Below are 18,400 nucleotides of genomic sequence, written 5' to 3' on the forward strand. Positions count from 1 at the left end.
TTTATCGACTTTGCACGGCCTAAATATCTTCCATCAGCTCATAAGGTAAAGGAAGGAGCTCCAGCAAAGCACCGGTGGCCGATTCCAGGTGCAGACTGCCCGCAGTCAAGGCAGACAGCTGCAACGAAACAATGGCATCCCACCCACCGTCAGGGTTTGCAGCCGCCTGTACCACCAGGCCCACGGGTTGGCTGGCATCTTCGTTGTGGAAGATTTCTTGGCCCGAGGCCAGGCTGGACGCGCAATGAACCACCATGGCACGGCGCTTGAGCGTGCCACGGAACTGGCTGCGGGCCACCACTTCCTGCCCTGGGTAGCACCCTTTCTTGAAGTTCACACCGCCCACGGATTCGTAATTCAGCATCTGCGGCACGAAGGCCTCAAACACAGGCTGGCTCAGGGTTGCCACGCCGCTGCGCACTTCGCCCCAGATCCAGGTTTCCAGCGCCAGGGCTTCACCCGCCGGTGGCTGGGTTCCGTTGGGGGCAATCCAGAGTTGGCGCTCCACGCCCAGCGCGGGGTACAGCTGGACGACGGTTACGTCTGCGCTGTGGGTCAGGACCCAAGCCGGCTGCCCAGCTGCCAAGGCGGCCTGTCCAGCCAGCCCGTACAGCGCGAAGCTGTCACTGGCATCCGTCAGTTTGGCCTTGGCTCTGAGCACAAACATGGACAGGCGTTTGAGTGTGGCGGCCAGCAAATCGCGGCTGCACACCAGTAGCACCTCGGTCGGACTGCGTTTGAAACCGATGAAGCTGGCCTGCATGCGTCCCTTGGCCGAGCAAAACGCAGTCAGGCGCGCCTGGTCCAGGCCCAGCAGCGAAAAGTCCTGGGTAAGCTGACCATGCAGAAATTTGGCGGCATCCTCGCCCTCCACACAGATCACGCCCAGATGGCTGAGTTGCGCAACGCCGTTCAGCTTGGCTGCGGAGTCAACAGAAGAAGAGGTCGGTTGGGTGGTCGTGTTCATGTGTCCATTATGATTCCCCTCATGTTTTCCCACCTGGTTTAGGGCCGTGCGCTTTGTTTTTTCTTTGTTAGTTACTGCGGCTTTGGGATTGGGCCTGTGTGGTTATGTCTGGATCAACAGTTCCATGGACCTGACGGCTGACTCGGTGGATTTATCCATCGAACCCGGCTCCAATCCGCGCGATGTGGTTCAACAGGTGCAGCAGGCTGGCGTTTCCGTCAATGCATCACTTCTGTACTGGTGGTTCCGCCTGTCCGGCCAAGCACGCCAGATCAAGGCGGGCAGCTATGAGCTGGACCGCGGCATCACGCCTGAGCGCCTTCTAAGCAAGCTGGTGCGCGGCGAAGAAGCCTTGCGCAGTGTCACCTTGGTGGAAGGCTGGACCTTGCGCCAGGTGCGGGATGCCCTTCGCAAGGCGGACCAACTGAAGCCCCTTACCGCAGACCTGACGCCGGACGAACTGATGCAACAGGTCGGCAAACCCGGGGTGCCGGCAGAAGGGCGGTTCTTTCCGGATACCTATACCTATTCCAAGGGCAGCACGGACTTGGCCTTGCTGCAACGCGCCGCGCGCGCCATGGACAAAAAGCTGGAGGCCGCCTGGGCTCAGCGCTCTGCGCAAAGTCCGCTCAAGTCTCCCCAGGAGGCGTTGACACTCGCCAGCATTGTGGAAAAGGAGACTGGCAGGGCCAGTGACCGCCCCCGGATTGCCGCTGTCTTCTCCAACCGCCTGCGCATGGGCATGCGCTTGCAAACCGACCCCACTGTTATATACGGCTTGGGCCAGGGCTTTGACGGGAACCTGCGCAAGGCGGATCTCCAAAATGATACGCCATGGAATACCTACACCCGCACGGGCTTGCCACCTACGCCGATTGCCATGCCGGGGCGCGGCGCGTTGTTGGCGGCAGTGCAGCCGGCGACGTCCAATGCGCTGTATTTTGTTGCCCGCGGAGATGGCAGCAGTGAATTCAGCGCCACACTGGACGAGCACAATCGGGCAGTCAACAAATACCAACGCGGGCAGCAATGAGCGGAACCTTTATCAGTTTTGAAGGCATCGACGGGGCTGGCAAGTCCACCCACATCGAGCGGCTGTCCCAAGCTTTCAAGGCCCAGGGAAAGGTTGTTACCTTGACCCGGGAGCCGGGTGGAACTCCTTTGGCTGAACGCTTGAGAACCATGGTGCTCAACGATCCGATGGATGCCATGACCGAGGCCTTACTCGTATTCGCCGCCCGCCGCGACCACATCGTCGAGGTCATCCGACCAGCCTTGGCGCGTGGCGAAGTGGTGCTGTGTGACCGCTTCACCGATGCGACATTTGCCTACCAAGGTGGCGGGCGCGGTTTTGATTGGGGGGTTCTGGAGCGTCTGGAGCAATGGGTGCAGGGTGGTGACGTGCTGCTTCAGCCCCATTTGACCATCTGGTTCGACCTTCCACCCGCAGTGGCCGCTGCTCGGCTGGCGTCAGCACGGGTGCCGGACAAGTTTGAGGCCCAATCTGGCGCTTTCTTTGAAAAAGTGGCCGCAGCCTATGGTCGCCGCTATGCTTCCGATCCCCAACGCTTTGCCCGTATCGACGCCAACCTGACGCCTGATGCGGTCTGGGAACAGGTGATTGCCTCGGTGCGCATAAAGGCGCTGCTGCCATGACCGAGCAGATCGATCTGCCCCCGCCCTGGATTGCATCGCAAACCCGGCAATTGTTGACCCAACAGGGCCACGCCTGGCTGTTGCACGGTCCCTCGGGCCTAGGGCAATACCGACTGGCACTGGAATTGGCCCGTGCCTGGTTATGCGAGAGCCCGAGCGACCATGGTGCCTGCGGCCAGTGTTCCAGTTGCCACGCCATTGCGGTGCGTACCCACGCCGACCTGTGCGTGCTTATGCCTGAGACCACCATGATGGAGCTGGCCTGGCCTTTGAGCGAAAAGGCACAGGCCGAAATCGATGACAAGAAGCGCAAACCCAGCCGGGAGATTCGCATCGACGCCATGCGCGACGCCATCGAGTTCTCGCAGCGCACCAGTGCGCGTGGCCGCAGAAAGGTTGTGCTGGTTTATCCGGCAGAGCAGATGAACGCGATTACCGCCAATGCCTTGCTCAAGACTCTGGAAGAGCCAGCCGGCGATGTGCGCTTTGTTCTGGCTACCGAGTCTTCGCACCAGCTATTGCCAACCATTCGCAGCCGCTGCCTGGGCCATGCCATGGTCTGGCCCGAGACCACCGTGGCACAGCAATGGCTGCAAAGCCAAGGGGTGGACGTGGCCCAGACTTCCAGCCTGCTCAAGGCTGCTGGTGGCCGTCCGGAAGACGTCTTGAGTTTGCAGGCTTCTGGCCGTCGTGCGGAAGATTGGCAAAGATTTCCGCAGGCGATGGCCGCAGGGGAAACAGCGTTTGTGAAAGATTGGTCTGTTCAGCACCTGGTCGACGCGCTACAGAAGCTTTGCCACGACACTTTGTGTGTGCTTCAGGGGGCTGAGCCGCGCTTCTTTGATCTCAAACGCCCCGACTCGGCCCACGCGCCGTCACTGGCTGCGCTTTCCCGTTGGGCGGCGGCCTTGAAACAAAGCCGCAGCACGATGGATCATCCATTCAATGCCGGGCTGATGCAGGAGGCGCTTGTGGAACAAGCCAGAACGGCCCTAAACTCAGCCCACTGAAGAATATCCATGGCCACTGAATCCGTATCCCCCCGCCCCAGCGTCATCCAGCTTTCCATCAAGGAGCGGGCTGCCCTGTACGCAGCCTACATTCCCGCCTTTGCGGACGGCGGTGTCTTCATTCCGACCACACGGGATTACGCCTTGGGTGACGACGTCTACGTGCTGCTGTCTCTGCCCGACGACATGCAGCGCTACCCGGTCGCCGGCAAGGTGGCCTGGGTCACGCCGGCAAGGGCTGCAGGTGGTCGCACGCAGGGTGTGGGAATCACCTTCCCCAAAGACGAGAAGAGCAGGGCGCTCAAGCTCAAGATTGAAGAGATTCTGGGCGCCCACATGGCGTCCGAACGACCAACGCAGACCATTTGAGTGTTTACCGATTCCCACTGCCATCTGACCTTTCCCGAGCTCGTTGAATCACTGGACACAATCCGGCAGGCCATGTCGGACGCCCAGGTTACACGGGCCCTGTGCATCTGCACAACGTTGGAAGAGTTTCCACAAGTTCATCAACTGGCCACCCAATACGACAATTTCTGGGCCAGTGCCGGTGTGCACCCGGATAACGAGGGTGTGGCCGAACCCAGTCTGCAGGACCTGCTACATCTTGGCGCACTGCCCAAGGTGATAGCCATTGGCGAGACCGGCCTGGACTATTACCGCCTGAATGGACGCAGCATTGTCGACATGGAGTGGCAACGGGAGCGGTTTCGCACGCATATCCGTGCTGCACGCCAGTTGCGTAAGCCTCTGGTCATCCATACCCGCAGTGCCTCCGATGACACCTTGGCATTGCTCAAGGAGGAGGGTGAAACTGGTGGTTCTGATTGCGCGGGTGGCGTATTCCATTGCTTCACAGAAACCATGGAAGTCGCCAAGGCGGCACTGGACCTGGGCTTTTACATTTCCTTTTCCGGCATCGTGACTTTCAAGACGGCAGGCGATTTGCGGGAAGTGGCCGCCATGGTGCCGCTGGATCGCATGCTTATCGAGACGGATAGCCCCTATCTGGCGCCTGTGCCATTTCGTGGGAAGACCAACAATCCGTCTTATGTTCCCTATGTAGCGAAACAGCTGGCTGCGGTTAGAAATGTGCCTGTGGAAATCATTGCCAAGGCCAGCAGCGATAATTTTTCACGCCTATTCCGCGTTTGATATCTTGATGCATTACCTTAAAAGGTTCTTGTATCTATATGTTTTTGTTGTATTTTCATGCGCGCATGCCGGATCCTATGAGAACTTCTTCGTTGCGATCACGCATGACAACACCTACGAACTCAAGGCACTGCTTGCGCGGGGCATTGACCCCAACACGGTAAACCCCGAAGGCCAATATGCGCTACTGGTAGCGCTTAGGCAAGACTCCTTTGCTGCAGCTCAGCTGCTGATATCCCAACCATCCACCCTGATTGAAGTCCGCTCCAACAAAGATGAGAGTCCTCTGATGCTGGCTGCGCTCAAAGGCCAGACAGCCATCTGCCGACAATTGCTGGATCGCGATGCCGACGTGAATAAGACAGGCTGGACCGCATTGCACTATGCCGCGACTGGCGGTCATCCTGAGATCGTCCGGCTTTTGCTGGACCATTACGCCTATATCGATGCTGAATCTCCAAACGGAACCACACCTTTGATGATGGCAGCCATGTATGGCAACGCAGATACGGTTCAAGTGCTGCTGGATGCCGGTGCCGACGTCACAGCGAAGAATGCACAAGGCCTATCCGCCTTGGAGTTCGCACAAAAAAATCAGAATGCATCCACCGTGCCGGCCATTTTGGCGGCCATACGGGCAATCAACAGCAAGGCCGGGTGGTGAATGTGAAGTAACGATTGCTTCATACGATGTATAAAGTTGTTAAGTTCCGCTAAGACTTGCTACAGATTATCAAGATACCGTACTTATAGCAGAATTTAATCCAGTCATGACACGCAAAAAAAGCCCCGATCCAGGGGCTTTTTTCATGCTCAAATGTTGACCGGCAGATTTGCCGCGATAGCAGTCCTCCAAAGAAATTCTCCACATTGATAGCTTCGTGAAATGAGACATCTTCGACGCCCCCACAAAACCATCATTACGCGCACGAAAAACTACCGCTCTCGATTGATTCGCATGCCGAAAGAGCGGATGCGAGGGGTGGTGCGAGGCAGTGTGGGGCGATTTCGAAATTTTGTGCCTGGCAGTGCTAGACGTACATTGGGAAGGCGAATTAACCGCCTTCTGCAACTCTACGAACTGAGCCAAGGTCAGGACGGCTTCGTCCAAGAAATCAAGACTAAGCTTGTAACTCCCTTGCCTCGGTTCAATTGGCTTCCCGGCGGTTTCGCATATTGGAGAAATCGCATCACTGGTTAGTGACTGAACGACCGCTTTGGAGCGTCGGAAAAGTCGGCTTCCAGCCCTAAGCGGAAGTAGATCGGCAGCATCCCAGCCCCGAACAAAAGCCGCTTTCAAGGTGCTGGCGTCGTCAATAACTTGCGTCATCGCCAGCCCCAAAATCCACTCGGCGTCAGCCCATGGCTTTTGGTAGTCCACGGTCCAACGCCAAGCCCCGTCGCAGTCACCGCCGAGTAGCAGTTTCACATCTGGCTCATGCCGCCGTCGGCAATGATCTCAGTCCCGACGATGAAGGCGGACTCCTTGGACACCAGGTGCAGGACCGTGGCGGCGATTTCTTCGGGAGTGCCGAAGCGGCCCAGTGGCACCTGTGTCTGGATGCTGGTGGCCATGGTCTGCAGTTGGTCGGGTGACAGGCCCAGCTTGCCGTACAGCGGGGTGGTCACTGGGCCGGGGCTCACCACATTGACGCGCACACCTTGAGGTAGCAGCTCGGCAGACAGGGTCTTGGCCAGCGAGATCAGCGCGGCCTTGCTGGCGGCGTAGACGCTGGAGTTCGGCATGCCGATGTGGGCGTTGATGGAGCCGTTCAGCACAATGGCGCCGCCACGGGTCATCAGCGCAGCCAGGCGCTGGATCAGGAAGTAGGGGCCTTTGACATTGGTGTCAAAGCTGCTGTCCCACTGCGCCTCGTCGATCTGTGCCAGTGGGCCGAACTTGGCTGTGCCGGCGTTGATGAATACGCCGTCAATCACACCCATCTGCGCCTGCAGCTCGGCTACCAACGCGGTCTGTGCCGACACGTCGCCGGCCTCGCTGACCAGGGCCAGCGCGTTCGGGCCGAGTTCGGCTTTCACCCGGGCCAGGCCTTCGGCATCGCGTCCGGTAATGGCCACGCGGGCGCCTTCACGTGCAAAGGCGATGGCGGCAGCAGCGCCTATGCCACTGCTGCCACCGGTGACCAAGATGTTCTTTCCTTCAAAGCGGTTCATGATAATTCCTTCGGTTGTTTCGTTGATGTATTTCAGGGTTTCTCAACTCATTCCGAGTTGATGGAATGAAGTTTCTTGCAATTGCTTGCGCTACAGACGCCATAATCTCGATAAACTTGTACGAAACAATCGAATATGTTGAGCCTTGAAGACTTGCAACTGCTGGAAGCGGTGCGCGCTACTGGCAGTCTGTCGCGTGCGGCCGAGCGTTTAGGCAAGGCTGCATCCACTGTGTCGTATGCAGCACGCCAACTTGAAGAACGAATGGACGCGCTTCTGTTTGACCGGGCGGGCTATCGCATAGCGCTGACGCCTGCAGGGCAACTGCTCGTCGAGCAGGGTGCGCAGCTGCATGCCCAGGCGCGGCACCTCACGGAGCGTGTCAAACAGGTGGCGCGCGGTTGGGAGTCCGAGTTGCGAATTGCGACCGATGAGCTGGCAAACATCGAAGCCTTGTTGCCCCTGGTAGCCGACTTTGACGCGCTCAACAGCGGCGTGCGCCTGCGCTTCGCGCACGAGGTGCTGGGAGGCACCTGGGAGGCTCTGCTGGACCAGCGTGCGGACCTGGTAGTGGCTGCCACTAACGAACCGCCGGCGATGGCGCATCTGCAGTGGTTTGAACTAACGCAGCTGGAGTGGGTGTTTGCCGTGTCACCGCGGCACCCGTTGGCGCAGGAAGAGCAGCCGCTGTCGATGGAGGCAATATCTGCGCATCGCTCGGTAGTGGTGGCCGACACCTCGCGCCTGGCCATGGCCCGCAGCTACGGTGTGCAGATGCACCAGGAGCGGCTGGCCATGCCCAGCATGCGCGCCAAGATTGCCGCCCAGGTGGCAGGCCTGGGCGTGGGTTGGCTACCGTTGGAGAAAGTGCGCCAGCACCTGGCGCAAGGCACGCTGGTCGCGCTGGAGACGCAAGACCCGCGTGAACCGAATCTGCTGTTTGTGGGCTGGCACTCGCACCGTGCCGGGCCCGCATTGCAGTGGTGGGCGAAGAAGCTGCGTGATCCGCGCCTGGTGCCCGCGCTGCTTCACCTGAACTACTGATCTCCCGATTCAAATATCAAGAGGCCACCGGAGGCTGGGGTGGTGGTGAGCTTGAAGCGCACTGCGCAGAGCGGGAAGGCAGTCGGTATACTAAATGTAAATAAATCACATTTAAAGTTCGGTGCCCTTTGTGTTCACGGCCAGCCATGCGCGCCACTAGATCGATGCGTTGCGCAATCCTTTGCGTCGGGCTCTGGCTCAGCGCAAACCTCTGGGCCGCCTGTTCCCCCTATCTGGGCTCCGTGGTGTTCAACGAAGTCCAGAATCCAGCCAGCGGCACAACCTACCTGGAGCTGCGGGTGCTGGACCCCACGGTGGTGGCCGCGACCAACAATTTTGTGAGCTGGAACATCGCCGTCTACAAGGCCAATAGTGGCTCATTGACGGCGTCTGCCAGCAAGGTGACCAGCCTGAAGACGGTCTTCACTGATACGACCAAAAACACTTGTGGCCAAAGCTCCCCTTGGATACAGATTCCGGATGCGTCGCTCGGCTCACTCATCAACAACGCCAATCCCAACTCAGACCTGAATTTCGTGCTGTATGACACGTCATCCGGCACCAACCAGATCATCGACGTGCTGCGGCTGGGCAATGCCAACTCGTTCTATGGGGCGGGCACCAATTACGCCAGTTGCCCCACCATCGAATCAGCCTACGGAGCCAAATACAGCCGCACCTGGGCTGGCAACGGCAACAAGGACTGGTTCCGCTCCCCGGACGGAACCGGCGCCTGGACGGGCGCACAGACTGCCAACAGTGCCAACTCCATCTGCGGCAGCAACGATGCAACACAGCCCGCACAGGTCGGGCTGACCAAAGTGGCCAACACGGCGACGGTCAACACCAATACCAACTTCACCTTCACGCTGTACGCGCAAAACCCCCTGACCGGCACCACGCAGTCCAACGTGGTGGTGACCGACAACCTGACCACAGCAGGGCTGACCTTTGTGAGCTGTGCGGTTAGCGCGCCGGACACCTGCACCAATAGCGCGGGTACCGTGACCTGGACTGCGGCGACTTCGGCCAGCCCCCTGTACGCCAACTCCACGCGGTCCGCCCTGCTGACGGTGTACTCCACGGGTACCGGAACCAAGACCAATACCATCACTGCCAACACGTCCGGTACCCCGACTGCCAGCGCCAGCGTCGCCGTATCGAATACGGCACCCATCGTCAGCACCAGTGCCGCCACGTCGGTCACCGCAACCAGTGCGGTGCTGAATGGCACGGTGAATCCCAACAACGTGGCGACCACAGTCACATTTGGCTACAGCGGTTTTACCGGCAGCTACACGACGGCTTGTACGCCGGCCAGCAACGCGTTTAACGGCAGCAGCACGCAGGCGTTTTCCTGCAGCGTCTCTGGGCTGAGTTGCGGAACCACCTACTACTACCGCGCCAGTGGCAGCAGTTCGGGCGGCAGCGCCAATGGCATCGAGGTGAGCTTTTCCACGCCGTCCTGCGGTGCTTCGTTTGATGCCTACGAGACCTCATACACCGCTGCGCAGGCCATTGCGGGCGCTGCCCGGATCAAGACGCACGTGGCAAGCAATACGGGCATCTGCGTCTATGGCGGAGCCTGTGCTCTCACGGTGGGAGCGTTTGATGGAGGCAAGACGGCGTTGCAAACGTCTTTCACCGGCCCGGTGAAGGTGGAGGTCGTCGATGCGTCTGCAGGTGCCTGCGCAAGCTACCCGCTCATCGCTACGGTGTCGTCCTCGCTCACGCTCAACGCCAGCGGAGAAACACAAGTCACCCTGCCTGCGGTTGCCAACGCCTATGCCAACGCACGCATCCGCATCAGCTACCCTGCGAGCGGCGCTGCTACTTCGCAGAGCTGCTCCAGCGACAATTTTGCGATCCGGCCATCGGCCTTCACCGCGGTCACAGCAACCGACGGAACATCGTCCACGGCGGGCACGGTCAACACGTTGGGGACAACCTCGTGGACAACACCGCCCACGGCGGCAACCCCGATTCACAAGGCTGGCAGGCCATTCCGCCTTAGCGCAGCGGCCACCAACGCATCGGGCTCCACCACCACCAACTATGCGGGCACGCCAAGCGTGGTGCTATCGCAATGTTCGGGCACTGCCTGCACCGCCTCGCAAGGCAGCCTGACGCTGGGTGGCACGTTTGCATCGGGCGTGCTGTCTTCCAACAATGCCAGCTACATCGACATTGGCTCCTTTGCTCTGGTGCTTCAGGACGCGAGCTTTTCGGCGGTCGATGCCGCAGACTCCACCACGGCGGAGCGGACCATCGTATCCAGTGCAGTTTCGGTAGGGCGTTTCGTGCCCGACCATTTTGATACCGTGATCACCAGCCAGGGCTGCAATACATTCACCTATTCGGGCCAGCCCTTCACCATGACCGTGACGGCCAAGGATGCTTCTGGCAGCACGCTGACACGCTATGCCAACACCGGCCTGTCCAACACCGTGGCGCTGACCGACCCCAACGGAGCGGCAGGCGCGTTTGCGACCACAGCGCTATCCACTTTCAATGCGGGCGTCTACACATCGTCCCTCGCGACTTACACCTTCAGCAACCGGGCTACGGCTCCTTCCCCCGTCAAGCTCAGAGTCACAGATACCGACGGCGTCACCTCCGCCACAGGCAGCGACGGGACCTCTGCCACCGCCACGGAAGCAACAGCCACCATTGTGAGCGGGCGACTGCGGATGCTCAATGTGTATGGATCCGAGCAGTTGCCTTTGGCGCTTGCGGTGCAGGCGCAGTACTACGATGCTTCCGTCTGGAAGAACAGTGACAGCAGCTACCCCGACACCTGCACCACACTTGCTGCCTCCAACTTTGCCTTTACCACGTCGGCGCCAGCCTGCGGTGCCGCCATCTCCTCCTGCACTTCTTCTGTCGCCCTGAGTGCCTCTGGAAGCGGCCCCTACAAGGCGCCCTGGACCGGGGCGCTTTCCAAAGCCACTGCCACCGGCAGCTTGTGCGTCACGCTCAATCTGGATGGTTCAGCGGCCGGAAACCAGTGTGTTTCCACGGGTGCAGCCGGGCCGAGCCCAACCTCTGCAGCCGCGCCCTGGCTCAAATATCCGTGGAATGGCGCATCCGCGACCAACCCTTTTGCGCAGGCCATGTTCGGCGTCTACAAAAGTAAACTGATTTATCGCCGGGAAAATTACTGAACGGCGAAAAGCGGGGCTGCGCAATGCACCCTGCGAACTGCTGCGCCAGATACATGGCCCGCATTCCTCAAGCGCAATGCGCCTAAATCCTGAATAAAAGTTAAGAAATCCTTCAGGTTGCCTACAGGTTCGGCAAGCAATATGCGCTGCCTTGTGGGTCATCAACAGGGCTTGTGACCCATCCCGCCTACGGAATGAAAGTGATATGAACGCCTCTTTTCGCAAAAAACTGCTTTGGCTCCACACATGGACAGGCCTCACCATCGGATTGGCCGTGGTCTTTCTTGCACTGACGGGGGCCGGCTTTGTGCTCAAGCCGCAATTGGAAGACGTGGTCTATCGCGACCTGCACGTGGTTCCAAAATGTGTCGCCCCAAGACCACTCGATCAACTCGCAGCCAGTGCCAAGGCAGTGCACCCTGGCGCAAAGCTGCACAGCATTGAATTGACGAACGAAGACACGGCATCGGTGGCAGTGATGTTCACCGACAAGGACTACGTCTATGTGGATCCCTGCACGTCGCTGGTGCTGGGCGTACAGAATCAATATGGCGGTTTCTTTGGCGTCATGGACTGGCTGCATCGGTTTCGCTTTTTCAGCGACTTGAAGCTTGGACGCACCGTGGCTGGCTGGGTCAGCACGGCATTCCTGGTGGTGCTCATCGTGGGCGGCATTGCACTGTGGTGGCCGCGGAACAGGCAGGCACTGAAGGCGGCATTGAAGTTCAACCCCAGGCTGCCGGGTACCGCGCGTACCCTGAGTCTGCACAAAGTGGTTGGCCTATACACCGCCATCGTGCTGCTGGTGATCACCATCACCGGCCTGCCCATAGGATTTGAGCCGGTAAAGGAGGCCATCTACAAGGCCACGGGCTACGTCCCGCCCGAAAAGCCGAAATCCAGACAGGTTAAGGACGGGGCTGTGCGTCTGCCCATTGAAAGCTTTTGGCAAAAGACCAAGGAGATGGTGCCGCAATATGAGTGGGTGTCCTTGCGTTTTCCAGCCAAGCCGGACGCCGCATACGAGGCAGAAATTGTGGAAAAGGGCAGGCCCCACGCCAACGCCAAAGGCTACTTCTACATGGATGCCTTCTCGGGGGACACGCTCAGGCTGGAGCACTACAGCGAAGACCAGAAGCTGGGTCGAAAGATCTACCTCTACTGCATTGCCATCCACTCAGGGTTGATCTGGGGTCTGCCGTACCAAATGCTGCTGTTGGTGGGAACACTGGGCGTTGGTGTCCAGGCCTATTCAGGTTTCAGTCCCTATCTGAGGAGAAAGTTCAAGAAGTCGGTCAAGTCCCAGCTGGCACTCAAGCTGGTGAAGAAGACCCGGGAGGCCGATGACATCTTCAGCTTTGAATTTGCTGATCCGAAGGGAAAAGAACTGCCTCCTTTCAGCGCAGGCTCCCATATAGACGTCCATATCGCCGATGGTCTGACGCGTCAGTACTCCTTGTGCAATGACCCCACGGAGTCTCATCGCTACGTCATCGGAGTATTGCGGCACGCGGATTCACGCGGTGGGTCGCGTGCCATGCACGAAGACCTCAAGGTGGGCGACGTGGTGGCCATCAGCGCGCCAAAGAATCACTTTCCGATAGATCACTCCGCCAAGCGTTTCCTGCTGTTTGCGGGCGGAATTGGTGTCACGCCCATCTTGTGCATGGCCGAACGTCTGTCCAATGTGGGCGCCGACTTCTTCATGCATTACAGCGCACGCTCGGTACGACGCGCTGCGTTTCTGGACCGCATCCAGAAGTCCGCATTTGCGAAGCGTGTTGCCTTTCACTTCAGTGACGGCCCGCCCGGTCAGTTGCTGGATGTTCATGCGAAGCTGGATCGCGTGGATCCCAACACGCACATCTATGTATGCGGACCCGTGGGATTCATTGAGCTGATAACAGCTACTGCGCGTGAAAAAGGATGGAGCGACGCGCAGGTGCACCAGGAGTATTTCTCCGGTGAAGTACAGAGTGTCGATCTCAATGTGCCATTTGACGTGAAGATTTCCAGTACAGGGAAAGTCATACACATCGCCAAGGAAAAGACGGTTGTTTCGGCATTGGCTGAACATGGCATCGAAATACCGACCTCCTGTTCGGAGGGGGTGTGTGGAACGTGCCTGACACGGGTGCTTGATGGTGAGGTTGAACACCACGATCGCTTCCTGACGGCAAAGGAGCGATCCATGAATGATCAGTTCACCCCTTGCTGCTCGCGTGCGCGCAGCTCCATGCTGGTTCTGGATCTATAGGCGCCGATCATGAATACACAACTTCTCAAGGATGTTCGCTGGGGACTTGCCATGTCCTTGCTATGTCTGCTGATCGGCGTGGGGCTTGGAGTGTCCTTTGGCCTGTATGAGGACAGCTATCAGAACTACATCGCAGTGGGAATTGCTGCCCATCCCGAGCTTCACGATGCCATCAGCCAGAACTCGATCTGGCGGTGGGTGCTGCGCGCCCATTTTCATGCGGCTGGCATTGGTGCCTTCCTGACGGGACTGGTGGTTGTAGTTGCGCTCTCCGACATGGGTGCCATGCGCAAGCAGACCACCGCCATTTGCATGGGACTGGGTGGTCTGTATCCCATGGCGTGGTTCTCCATGTTTCTGCTCGCACCTGCATTGGGGCGCAAAGCGGCAAAACACCATTGGCTCGTCGAGTTGCTCACCTACGTTTCCATCGGCGGTTTTCTGCTCGGAATGCTGTCCCTGCTGGTGGGTCTGTTCCTGGGGAGACAGCGCAAAAACTAAACGGAAATTCAGAAAGTATTCAGACTGAATTCAGAATGGATTTCTACCATCACCGCGGGCGATACGGAATTCAATACTAGAAACAATATATTTACCGGAGACACTAGAACATGAATGCGAAACAACTTCACTTTTCAAAAATACTTTGCCTGACCCTGGGCGTGGTTGGCACAGGGTTCCCCATCGGAGTTGCAATGGCGGCTGACTCTGTAGCACCTCCGGCTGCCACTGTGGAGGAGGGTGGAACTTCCGCCTCGCATGCGGTTGGTGAGATTGAAGCATCGACACAGACCAAGGTGGTCGTGTCCCGTGAACAGATCGAAGCAGGGGATCAGCAGGAAGGGTATAGCGACGCTGTCAAGAACGTGGCCGGTGTGGCAAGCAACAACGGCGCTGGGAGCGCCAACGCCAGCGTGAAGTTCCGCGGCATCCAGCTTGGCCTGTATACGAACTACCGTCTCAACGGCGGTCTGGCAATCACAAACGTCATCACGATTCCCACCGAAGACAAGGAAAAGATCGAAGCACTCAAAGGCGCGAATGCGCTGATGTTTGGACTGGCCAGTCCCGCGGGCATCATCAATTTGCTGACCAAACGCCCCGCAGACAAAGACATTTCGTCTGTCTCCATGTCCGGCAACGGATTCGGGCAACTCGGTGCCTCGGCGGACATCAGCCGCAAGTTTGGGGAAGAGAAGCAGTTCGGACTGCGGGTGAACGCATCGGACACCCATATCGAGACAGGTGTGGACGGCGTCACAGGGTCTGGAAGCTTCGGCAGCATTGCGGCCGACTGGAAGGCCAGCAGAGACCTGAGTTTCAAGTTTGACTACGAGAGCTACCAGAAGGATGTAACGGAACAGGGCTCCATTGCCCCCAACTCCCCGGTCAATGGTGTGATTGGTGTGCCCAACATACCGGACCCACACAAGATGCTGGGCGTAACCTGGGGGAAATACACGCCTCGCACCGTCAACACCATTTTTCGGGGTGACTATCAGATATCGAGCGATTGGAGTCTGCTGGCTGAAGTGGGAAGGTCTGACTCCATACGGTCACGTGTGCAGGCACGTACGACTGGCGATGTCAATCTGGCTACGGGCGCCGGCACCATGCAAATACAGTGGATCAAGGACCAGCAATACAACAACAAGTTCAGCAGGGCGGAACTGCTGGGCAAGTTTGAGCTTTGGTCCATCAAGAACGAAGCCTCCTTTGGTTACTCATCCAGCGAACGGGATTCCAACAACCCTTTCAATCCGGGTTCAAAGACGGTTGCAATCAATATTTACAACCCGACTGCCATCCCGGTGTTGACCGATCCCATGAAACCGGTTTCCTATGCTCCTTCGGTGAATCTGGAGAACAGTCTCTATGTGTATGACACGGTGTCGCTGGGTAAGTCATTGAAGGTGCTGGCCGGGGCCAGGTATTCGGATGCGGCTTTCACCAGCACCAATCAAAAGACCTTTGTACAGACCACCAAGCGAGCAACGCCTACCGCGCCGGGTCTGGGCGTGTTGTGGGAGCTGGCACCGCAGACAACCTTGTACGGTAGCTACATGCGTGCCTTTGAGGACGGACCCACCGCCACTTCGGGCTCCACCAACGAGTTTCAGAATCTGGAGCCCACCGAGTCAACACAGAAGGAAATCGGCATCCGCTCCACCTTCTTCAAGGGCCTTTACGTCAACATCGACTACTTCGACATTGAGCGTGCCAATGCGGTGAAAAATTCCGTCGCAGGGCCTCGATTCAACGAGTTTCTCTATGACGGAACCAGCCACTTGCGCGGTTTTGAGATTGCCTGGAATGCCAGCATCAACCGCGCATGGAGTCTCGATGGAACAGCGCAATTCATGCAGGGAACACAGGAGACGGTGATCGACCCCTCGCTGAATGGCAAGACACCTGAGAACATGGCCGAAGCCATGGGTACTTTGAACGTGACCTATCGCCCAGCCACCCTGAAGGGCTGGAGCTTCAAGGCAGGGGCGAACTACGTTGGCTCGCGTTACGTCAATGCGGCGGACCAGGCGTCCATTCCCGAAGTGACTTTGTACTCTGCAGGGGCCTCCTACCAGACCAAGATTGCAGGGCGCAAGACCAGTCTGTCATTGAATGTGACGAATCTGGAAGACAAGCGCTATTGGGCTTCAGTGACCAGCAGTGCCTACGGGGCTGGCATGGGGCGCGCGGTCAGCTTCAACGCCAAAGTGGACTTCTGAGTTCAACAACACTTTGAATCCAGGAATCCAATCATGAAGCACTTGAAGATCCTTGTCTTGCGGGCTCTGTCCACTCTTGTCTGGGGTCTGTCGGCGCTCGGCAGTTCACAGGCCGCAGAGCCTGTGGCGCCTGCGCCTGCATCCCTGATCATCACCTACCGCGTGGCGCCTGCCGCCCGCCCTGCATTTCGTCGAGAGCTTGAAACTACCGGTGTACAGCAGTTTCAGGCTTGGAAGAACGCGGGCATGTTGAGCACCTATCGGCTACTCTTCAGCCGCTATGCCGACTCGGACAACTGGGATGCCATGGCGTTGCTCACGTTTCCCTCGGTGGCTGAAGCAGAGCGCTGGCGAGGTGTTGAGCGGGATAGTCCCGCGGGGTTGACGCAAGGTGCACTGGCCATGACCCGAACCATTCAGACGACAGCTGTTTCCCTGGCCCGTGGGAAGGCGGCTACGGAGACACCAACGAATCCTGTGTATCTGGTCATTCCATACGCCAACCTGGTTTCCGCTTCCGACTACCTGAAATATGCCGACGGCTATATGGGGCCGCAGTTTGACGGTTTGATAGATGAGTCGGTTCTCTCGCGCTATGAGTTGTTCGTGGCTACCTTTTCGGCAGGACGTCCTTGGTCTTCCATGGTGATTCTGGAATATAGAAACAACGATGCGCTGGCAAGGCGCGATACGGCGGAAAGCGGTGTGCGAAGCCGTCTTTCAGCGCGTCCCGAATGGAAGGCATTCAGCGACACCAAGAAGAGCATCCGGGAGGAAAAGCAGCTGGTGATTGCTGATCAGATCAGCTTGCGTTAAGTGTCCGCCTGGGGCGCAGCGCAGTCAATTTCAATGACAATTTGCAGCCCCGGTGCAGTCGGCGCCGGAGCTGCAAAGATTCGGCCCTGGTGCAGTCCAACAATGCTGCGGCAAATGGCGAGCCCTAATCCGCTCCCCTTGTATTGGGTCTCTGACGATGGAAGACGCACATACCGCTGAAATATGCGTTCGTATTCATCGCTTGGCAAACCCGGGCCTTCGTCTTCGATACTGAGCCGCCAGAGCCCACCTTCCAACAGAGAGCGCAAGGTAATGCGGCCACCCAGCGGTGATACGTTGATGGCGTTGCTGAGCAGGTTCAGCAGCACCTGGCGCATGCGCTTCTCATCAAAGGCGACTGCTCCTTCACCGGCATGGGTATGGTTGAAACGCATTCCATAGTGTTCTGCCAAGACCCTTGCGTCCTTGACAAAGGTCTGCAGAAAGGCAACGGGGCTGATCGTGCGCAGGTCCAGCTTGATGGCGTGCGCCTCGGCGCGTGACAGGAATAGCAGCTCCTCAATGATCTGGTCCAGGCGTGCCAGCTCGCCGAGCTGCACATGCACGGCCTCTTCGTTGGACGGGCTGAGGCCGCCTTCGAGCAGCATCTTTTCGGCATGGAGTCGAACCAGGGATAACGGTGTCTTCAACTCGTGAGAGGCCTCCGCTGCGAACATTCTTGTCTGTTTGAAAGACGACTCCAGGCGGTCAAACATTTCGTTGAGCATGTGCGCCAGATCGGACATTTCATCATGGACATCGGCCACTGGAATTCGCTGATTCAGGTTGTCGGAATGAATACGCATGGCGGTGTCACTGATGATGCGTATGGGTTTGAGCGCCAGGCGACTGAAGACATAGCCAATAGCGGCGCTGGCCAACATCATTCCAGCCAGTAGGCCGATGCAAATTTGCGTATAGGCCTTCATCACGTCGCGCACGTCACGCAGCGGCGTGCCGATCTTGATGGCAAAGGGCTTGACATAGAACTCGGCTACGCGCAGTTCACCGATTCCATCCATGGTCAGGTTGAAGGGGCGCTCGCCGTTCGCACCCGGAATGTTTCTTCCGTCCAGATTGCGGGACTGAAAGACGGTTCCCTTCTCGGTATCACGAATGTCAATATAGAAGAGTGCGGCAGTGCGGTCCGATGACACGCGCAATCGCTTCTCCAGCAGTTGAGGGTCATTGGGATCAAATTCACGGAATACATGGATCTTGATGACTTTGAGCTGGGAGCTGTTTTGAACGTCCAGGCCCTGGATCAGGTGGTTTTGCAGCAGGACATAGCCCGTCACAAACACGCATGTCAGCGTCACCGTGACTGCCAAGGTGTACCAGAGGGTCAGCCGCGTGCCAATGGACTTTGGCAGCTGGAGTCGCCACTTGGGAGCGGGCGACGCTGGCTCGGGCGCAAGCATGCCAGT

General features: G+C 58.3%; 16 protein-coding genes. 12 read left to right on the top strand and 4 right to left on the bottom strand.

Annotated features, from left to right (window positions below):
* Window positions 1–19: 19 nt before the first annotated feature.
* Window positions 20–967 (bottom strand): CAF17-like 4Fe-4S cluster assembly/insertion protein YgfZ, encoded by a 948-nt coding sequence (gene ygfZ, locus AC1RMF_RS03000; RefSeq protein ID WP_493139414.1) that lies wholly within the window; start codon window positions 965–967, stop codon window positions 20–22.
* 124 nt (window positions 968–1,091) lie between these two features.
* Here ygfZ and mltG point away from each other — a divergent pair, with 124 nt between their 5' ends.
* From mltG to AC1RMF_RS03030, 6 genes are read left to right on the top strand one after another with little or no spacing between them, the layout of a single operon-like run.
* Window positions 1,092–2,000, top strand: coding sequence for an endolytic transglycosylase MltG (mltG, locus tag AC1RMF_RS03005; RefSeq protein WP_493139416.1), 909 nt, complete (start codon window positions 1,092–1,094; stop codon window positions 1,998–2,000).
* Window positions 1,997–2,623 carry a dTMP kinase gene (gene tmk, locus AC1RMF_RS03010; RefSeq protein WP_493139418.1) on the top strand — a complete coding sequence of 209 codons (627 nt, stop codon included), beginning with the start codon at window positions 1,997–1,999 and terminating at the stop codon, window positions 2,621–2,623. The genes mltG and tmk overlap by 4 nt, the downstream gene beginning before the upstream one ends.
* A complete protein-coding gene (locus tag AC1RMF_RS03015; RefSeq protein ID WP_493139420.1) occupies window positions 2,620–3,633 on the top strand; it encodes a DNA polymerase III delta subunit-related protein in 1,014 nt (337 codons plus the stop codon). The genes tmk and AC1RMF_RS03015 overlap by 4 nt, the downstream gene beginning before the upstream one ends.
* A 9-nt stretch (window positions 3,634–3,642) precedes the next feature.
* Window positions 3,643–4,002 (top strand): PilZ domain-containing protein, encoded by a 360-nt coding sequence (locus AC1RMF_RS03020; protein ID WP_493139422.1) that lies wholly within the window; start codon window positions 3,643–3,645, stop codon window positions 4,000–4,002.
* Window positions 4,003–4,788, top strand: coding sequence for a TatD family hydrolase (locus AC1RMF_RS03025; protein ID WP_342617641.1), 786 nt, complete (start codon window positions 4,003–4,005; stop codon window positions 4,786–4,788).
* Between the two features lie 7 nt (window positions 4,789–4,795).
* On the top strand, window positions 4,796–5,452 hold the full coding sequence (locus AC1RMF_RS03030; protein ID WP_493139927.1) for an ankyrin repeat domain-containing protein: 657 nt from the start codon (window positions 4,796–4,798) through the stop codon (window positions 5,450–5,452).
* A gap of 69 nt (window positions 5,453–5,521) precedes the next feature.
* On the opposite strand, the gene AC1RMF_RS03035 is transcribed toward AC1RMF_RS03030, so the two are convergent.
* The gene (locus AC1RMF_RS03035; protein ID WP_493139425.1) at window positions 5,522–6,217 is read right to left on the bottom strand and encodes a hypothetical protein; all 696 of its coding nucleotides are present in this window, start codon (window positions 6,215–6,217) and stop codon (window positions 5,522–5,524) included.
* Complete coding sequence (locus AC1RMF_RS03040) at window positions 6,214–6,963, bottom strand: SDR family oxidoreductase (protein WP_493139427.1); 750 nt, start codon at window positions 6,961–6,963, stop codon at window positions 6,214–6,216. The genes AC1RMF_RS03035 and AC1RMF_RS03040 overlap by 4 nt, the downstream gene beginning before the upstream one ends.
* Window positions 6,964–7,098: 135 nt before the next feature.
* Here AC1RMF_RS03040 and AC1RMF_RS03045 point away from each other — a divergent pair, with 135 nt between their 5' ends.
* The 6 genes from AC1RMF_RS03045 (at window position 7,099) to AC1RMF_RS03070 (ending at window position 16,973) form a co-directional block, all read left to right on the top strand.
* Window positions 7,099–8,007, top strand: a complete 909-nt coding sequence (locus AC1RMF_RS03045) for a LysR family transcriptional regulator (RefSeq protein ID WP_493139429.1) — start codon at window positions 7,099–7,101, stop codon at window positions 8,005–8,007.
* 245 nt (window positions 8,008–8,252) lie between these two features.
* Window positions 8,253–11,171, top strand: coding sequence for a hypothetical protein (locus AC1RMF_RS03050; protein WP_493139431.1), 2,919 nt, complete (start codon window positions 8,253–8,255; stop codon window positions 11,169–11,171).
* Window positions 11,172–11,376: 205 nt separating this feature from the next.
* Window positions 11,377–13,428 carry a PepSY domain-containing protein gene (locus tag AC1RMF_RS03055; protein ID WP_493139433.1) on the top strand — a complete coding sequence of 684 codons (2,052 nt, stop codon included), beginning with the start codon at window positions 11,377–11,379 and terminating at the stop codon, window positions 13,426–13,428.
* A gap of 9 nt (window positions 13,429–13,437) precedes the next feature.
* Window positions 13,438–13,929 (top strand): hypothetical protein, encoded by a 492-nt coding sequence (locus tag AC1RMF_RS03060; protein WP_493139435.1) that lies wholly within the window; start codon window positions 13,438–13,440, stop codon window positions 13,927–13,929.
* A 194-nt stretch (window positions 13,930–14,123) separates the two neighbouring features.
* Complete coding sequence (locus AC1RMF_RS03065; RefSeq protein WP_493139437.1) at window positions 14,124–16,157, top strand: TonB-dependent receptor; 2,034 nt, start codon at window positions 14,124–14,126, stop codon at window positions 16,155–16,157.
* 33 nt (window positions 16,158–16,190) lie between these two features.
* Window positions 16,191–16,973 (top strand): hypothetical protein, encoded by a 783-nt coding sequence (locus AC1RMF_RS03070; protein ID WP_493139439.1) that lies wholly within the window; start codon window positions 16,191–16,193, stop codon window positions 16,971–16,973.
* Here AC1RMF_RS03070 and AC1RMF_RS03075 read toward each other — a convergent pair.
* Entirely contained in the window at window positions 16,970–18,394 is a 1,425-nt protein-coding gene (locus tag AC1RMF_RS03075) for an ATP-binding protein (RefSeq protein ID WP_493139442.1), read from the bottom strand. The genes AC1RMF_RS03070 and AC1RMF_RS03075 overlap by 4 nt on opposite strands.
* Between the last annotated feature and the right edge of the window lie 6 nt (window positions 18,395–18,400).

It is taken from the genome of Rhodoferax sp. GW822-FHT04A08, from assembly GCF_058801025.1.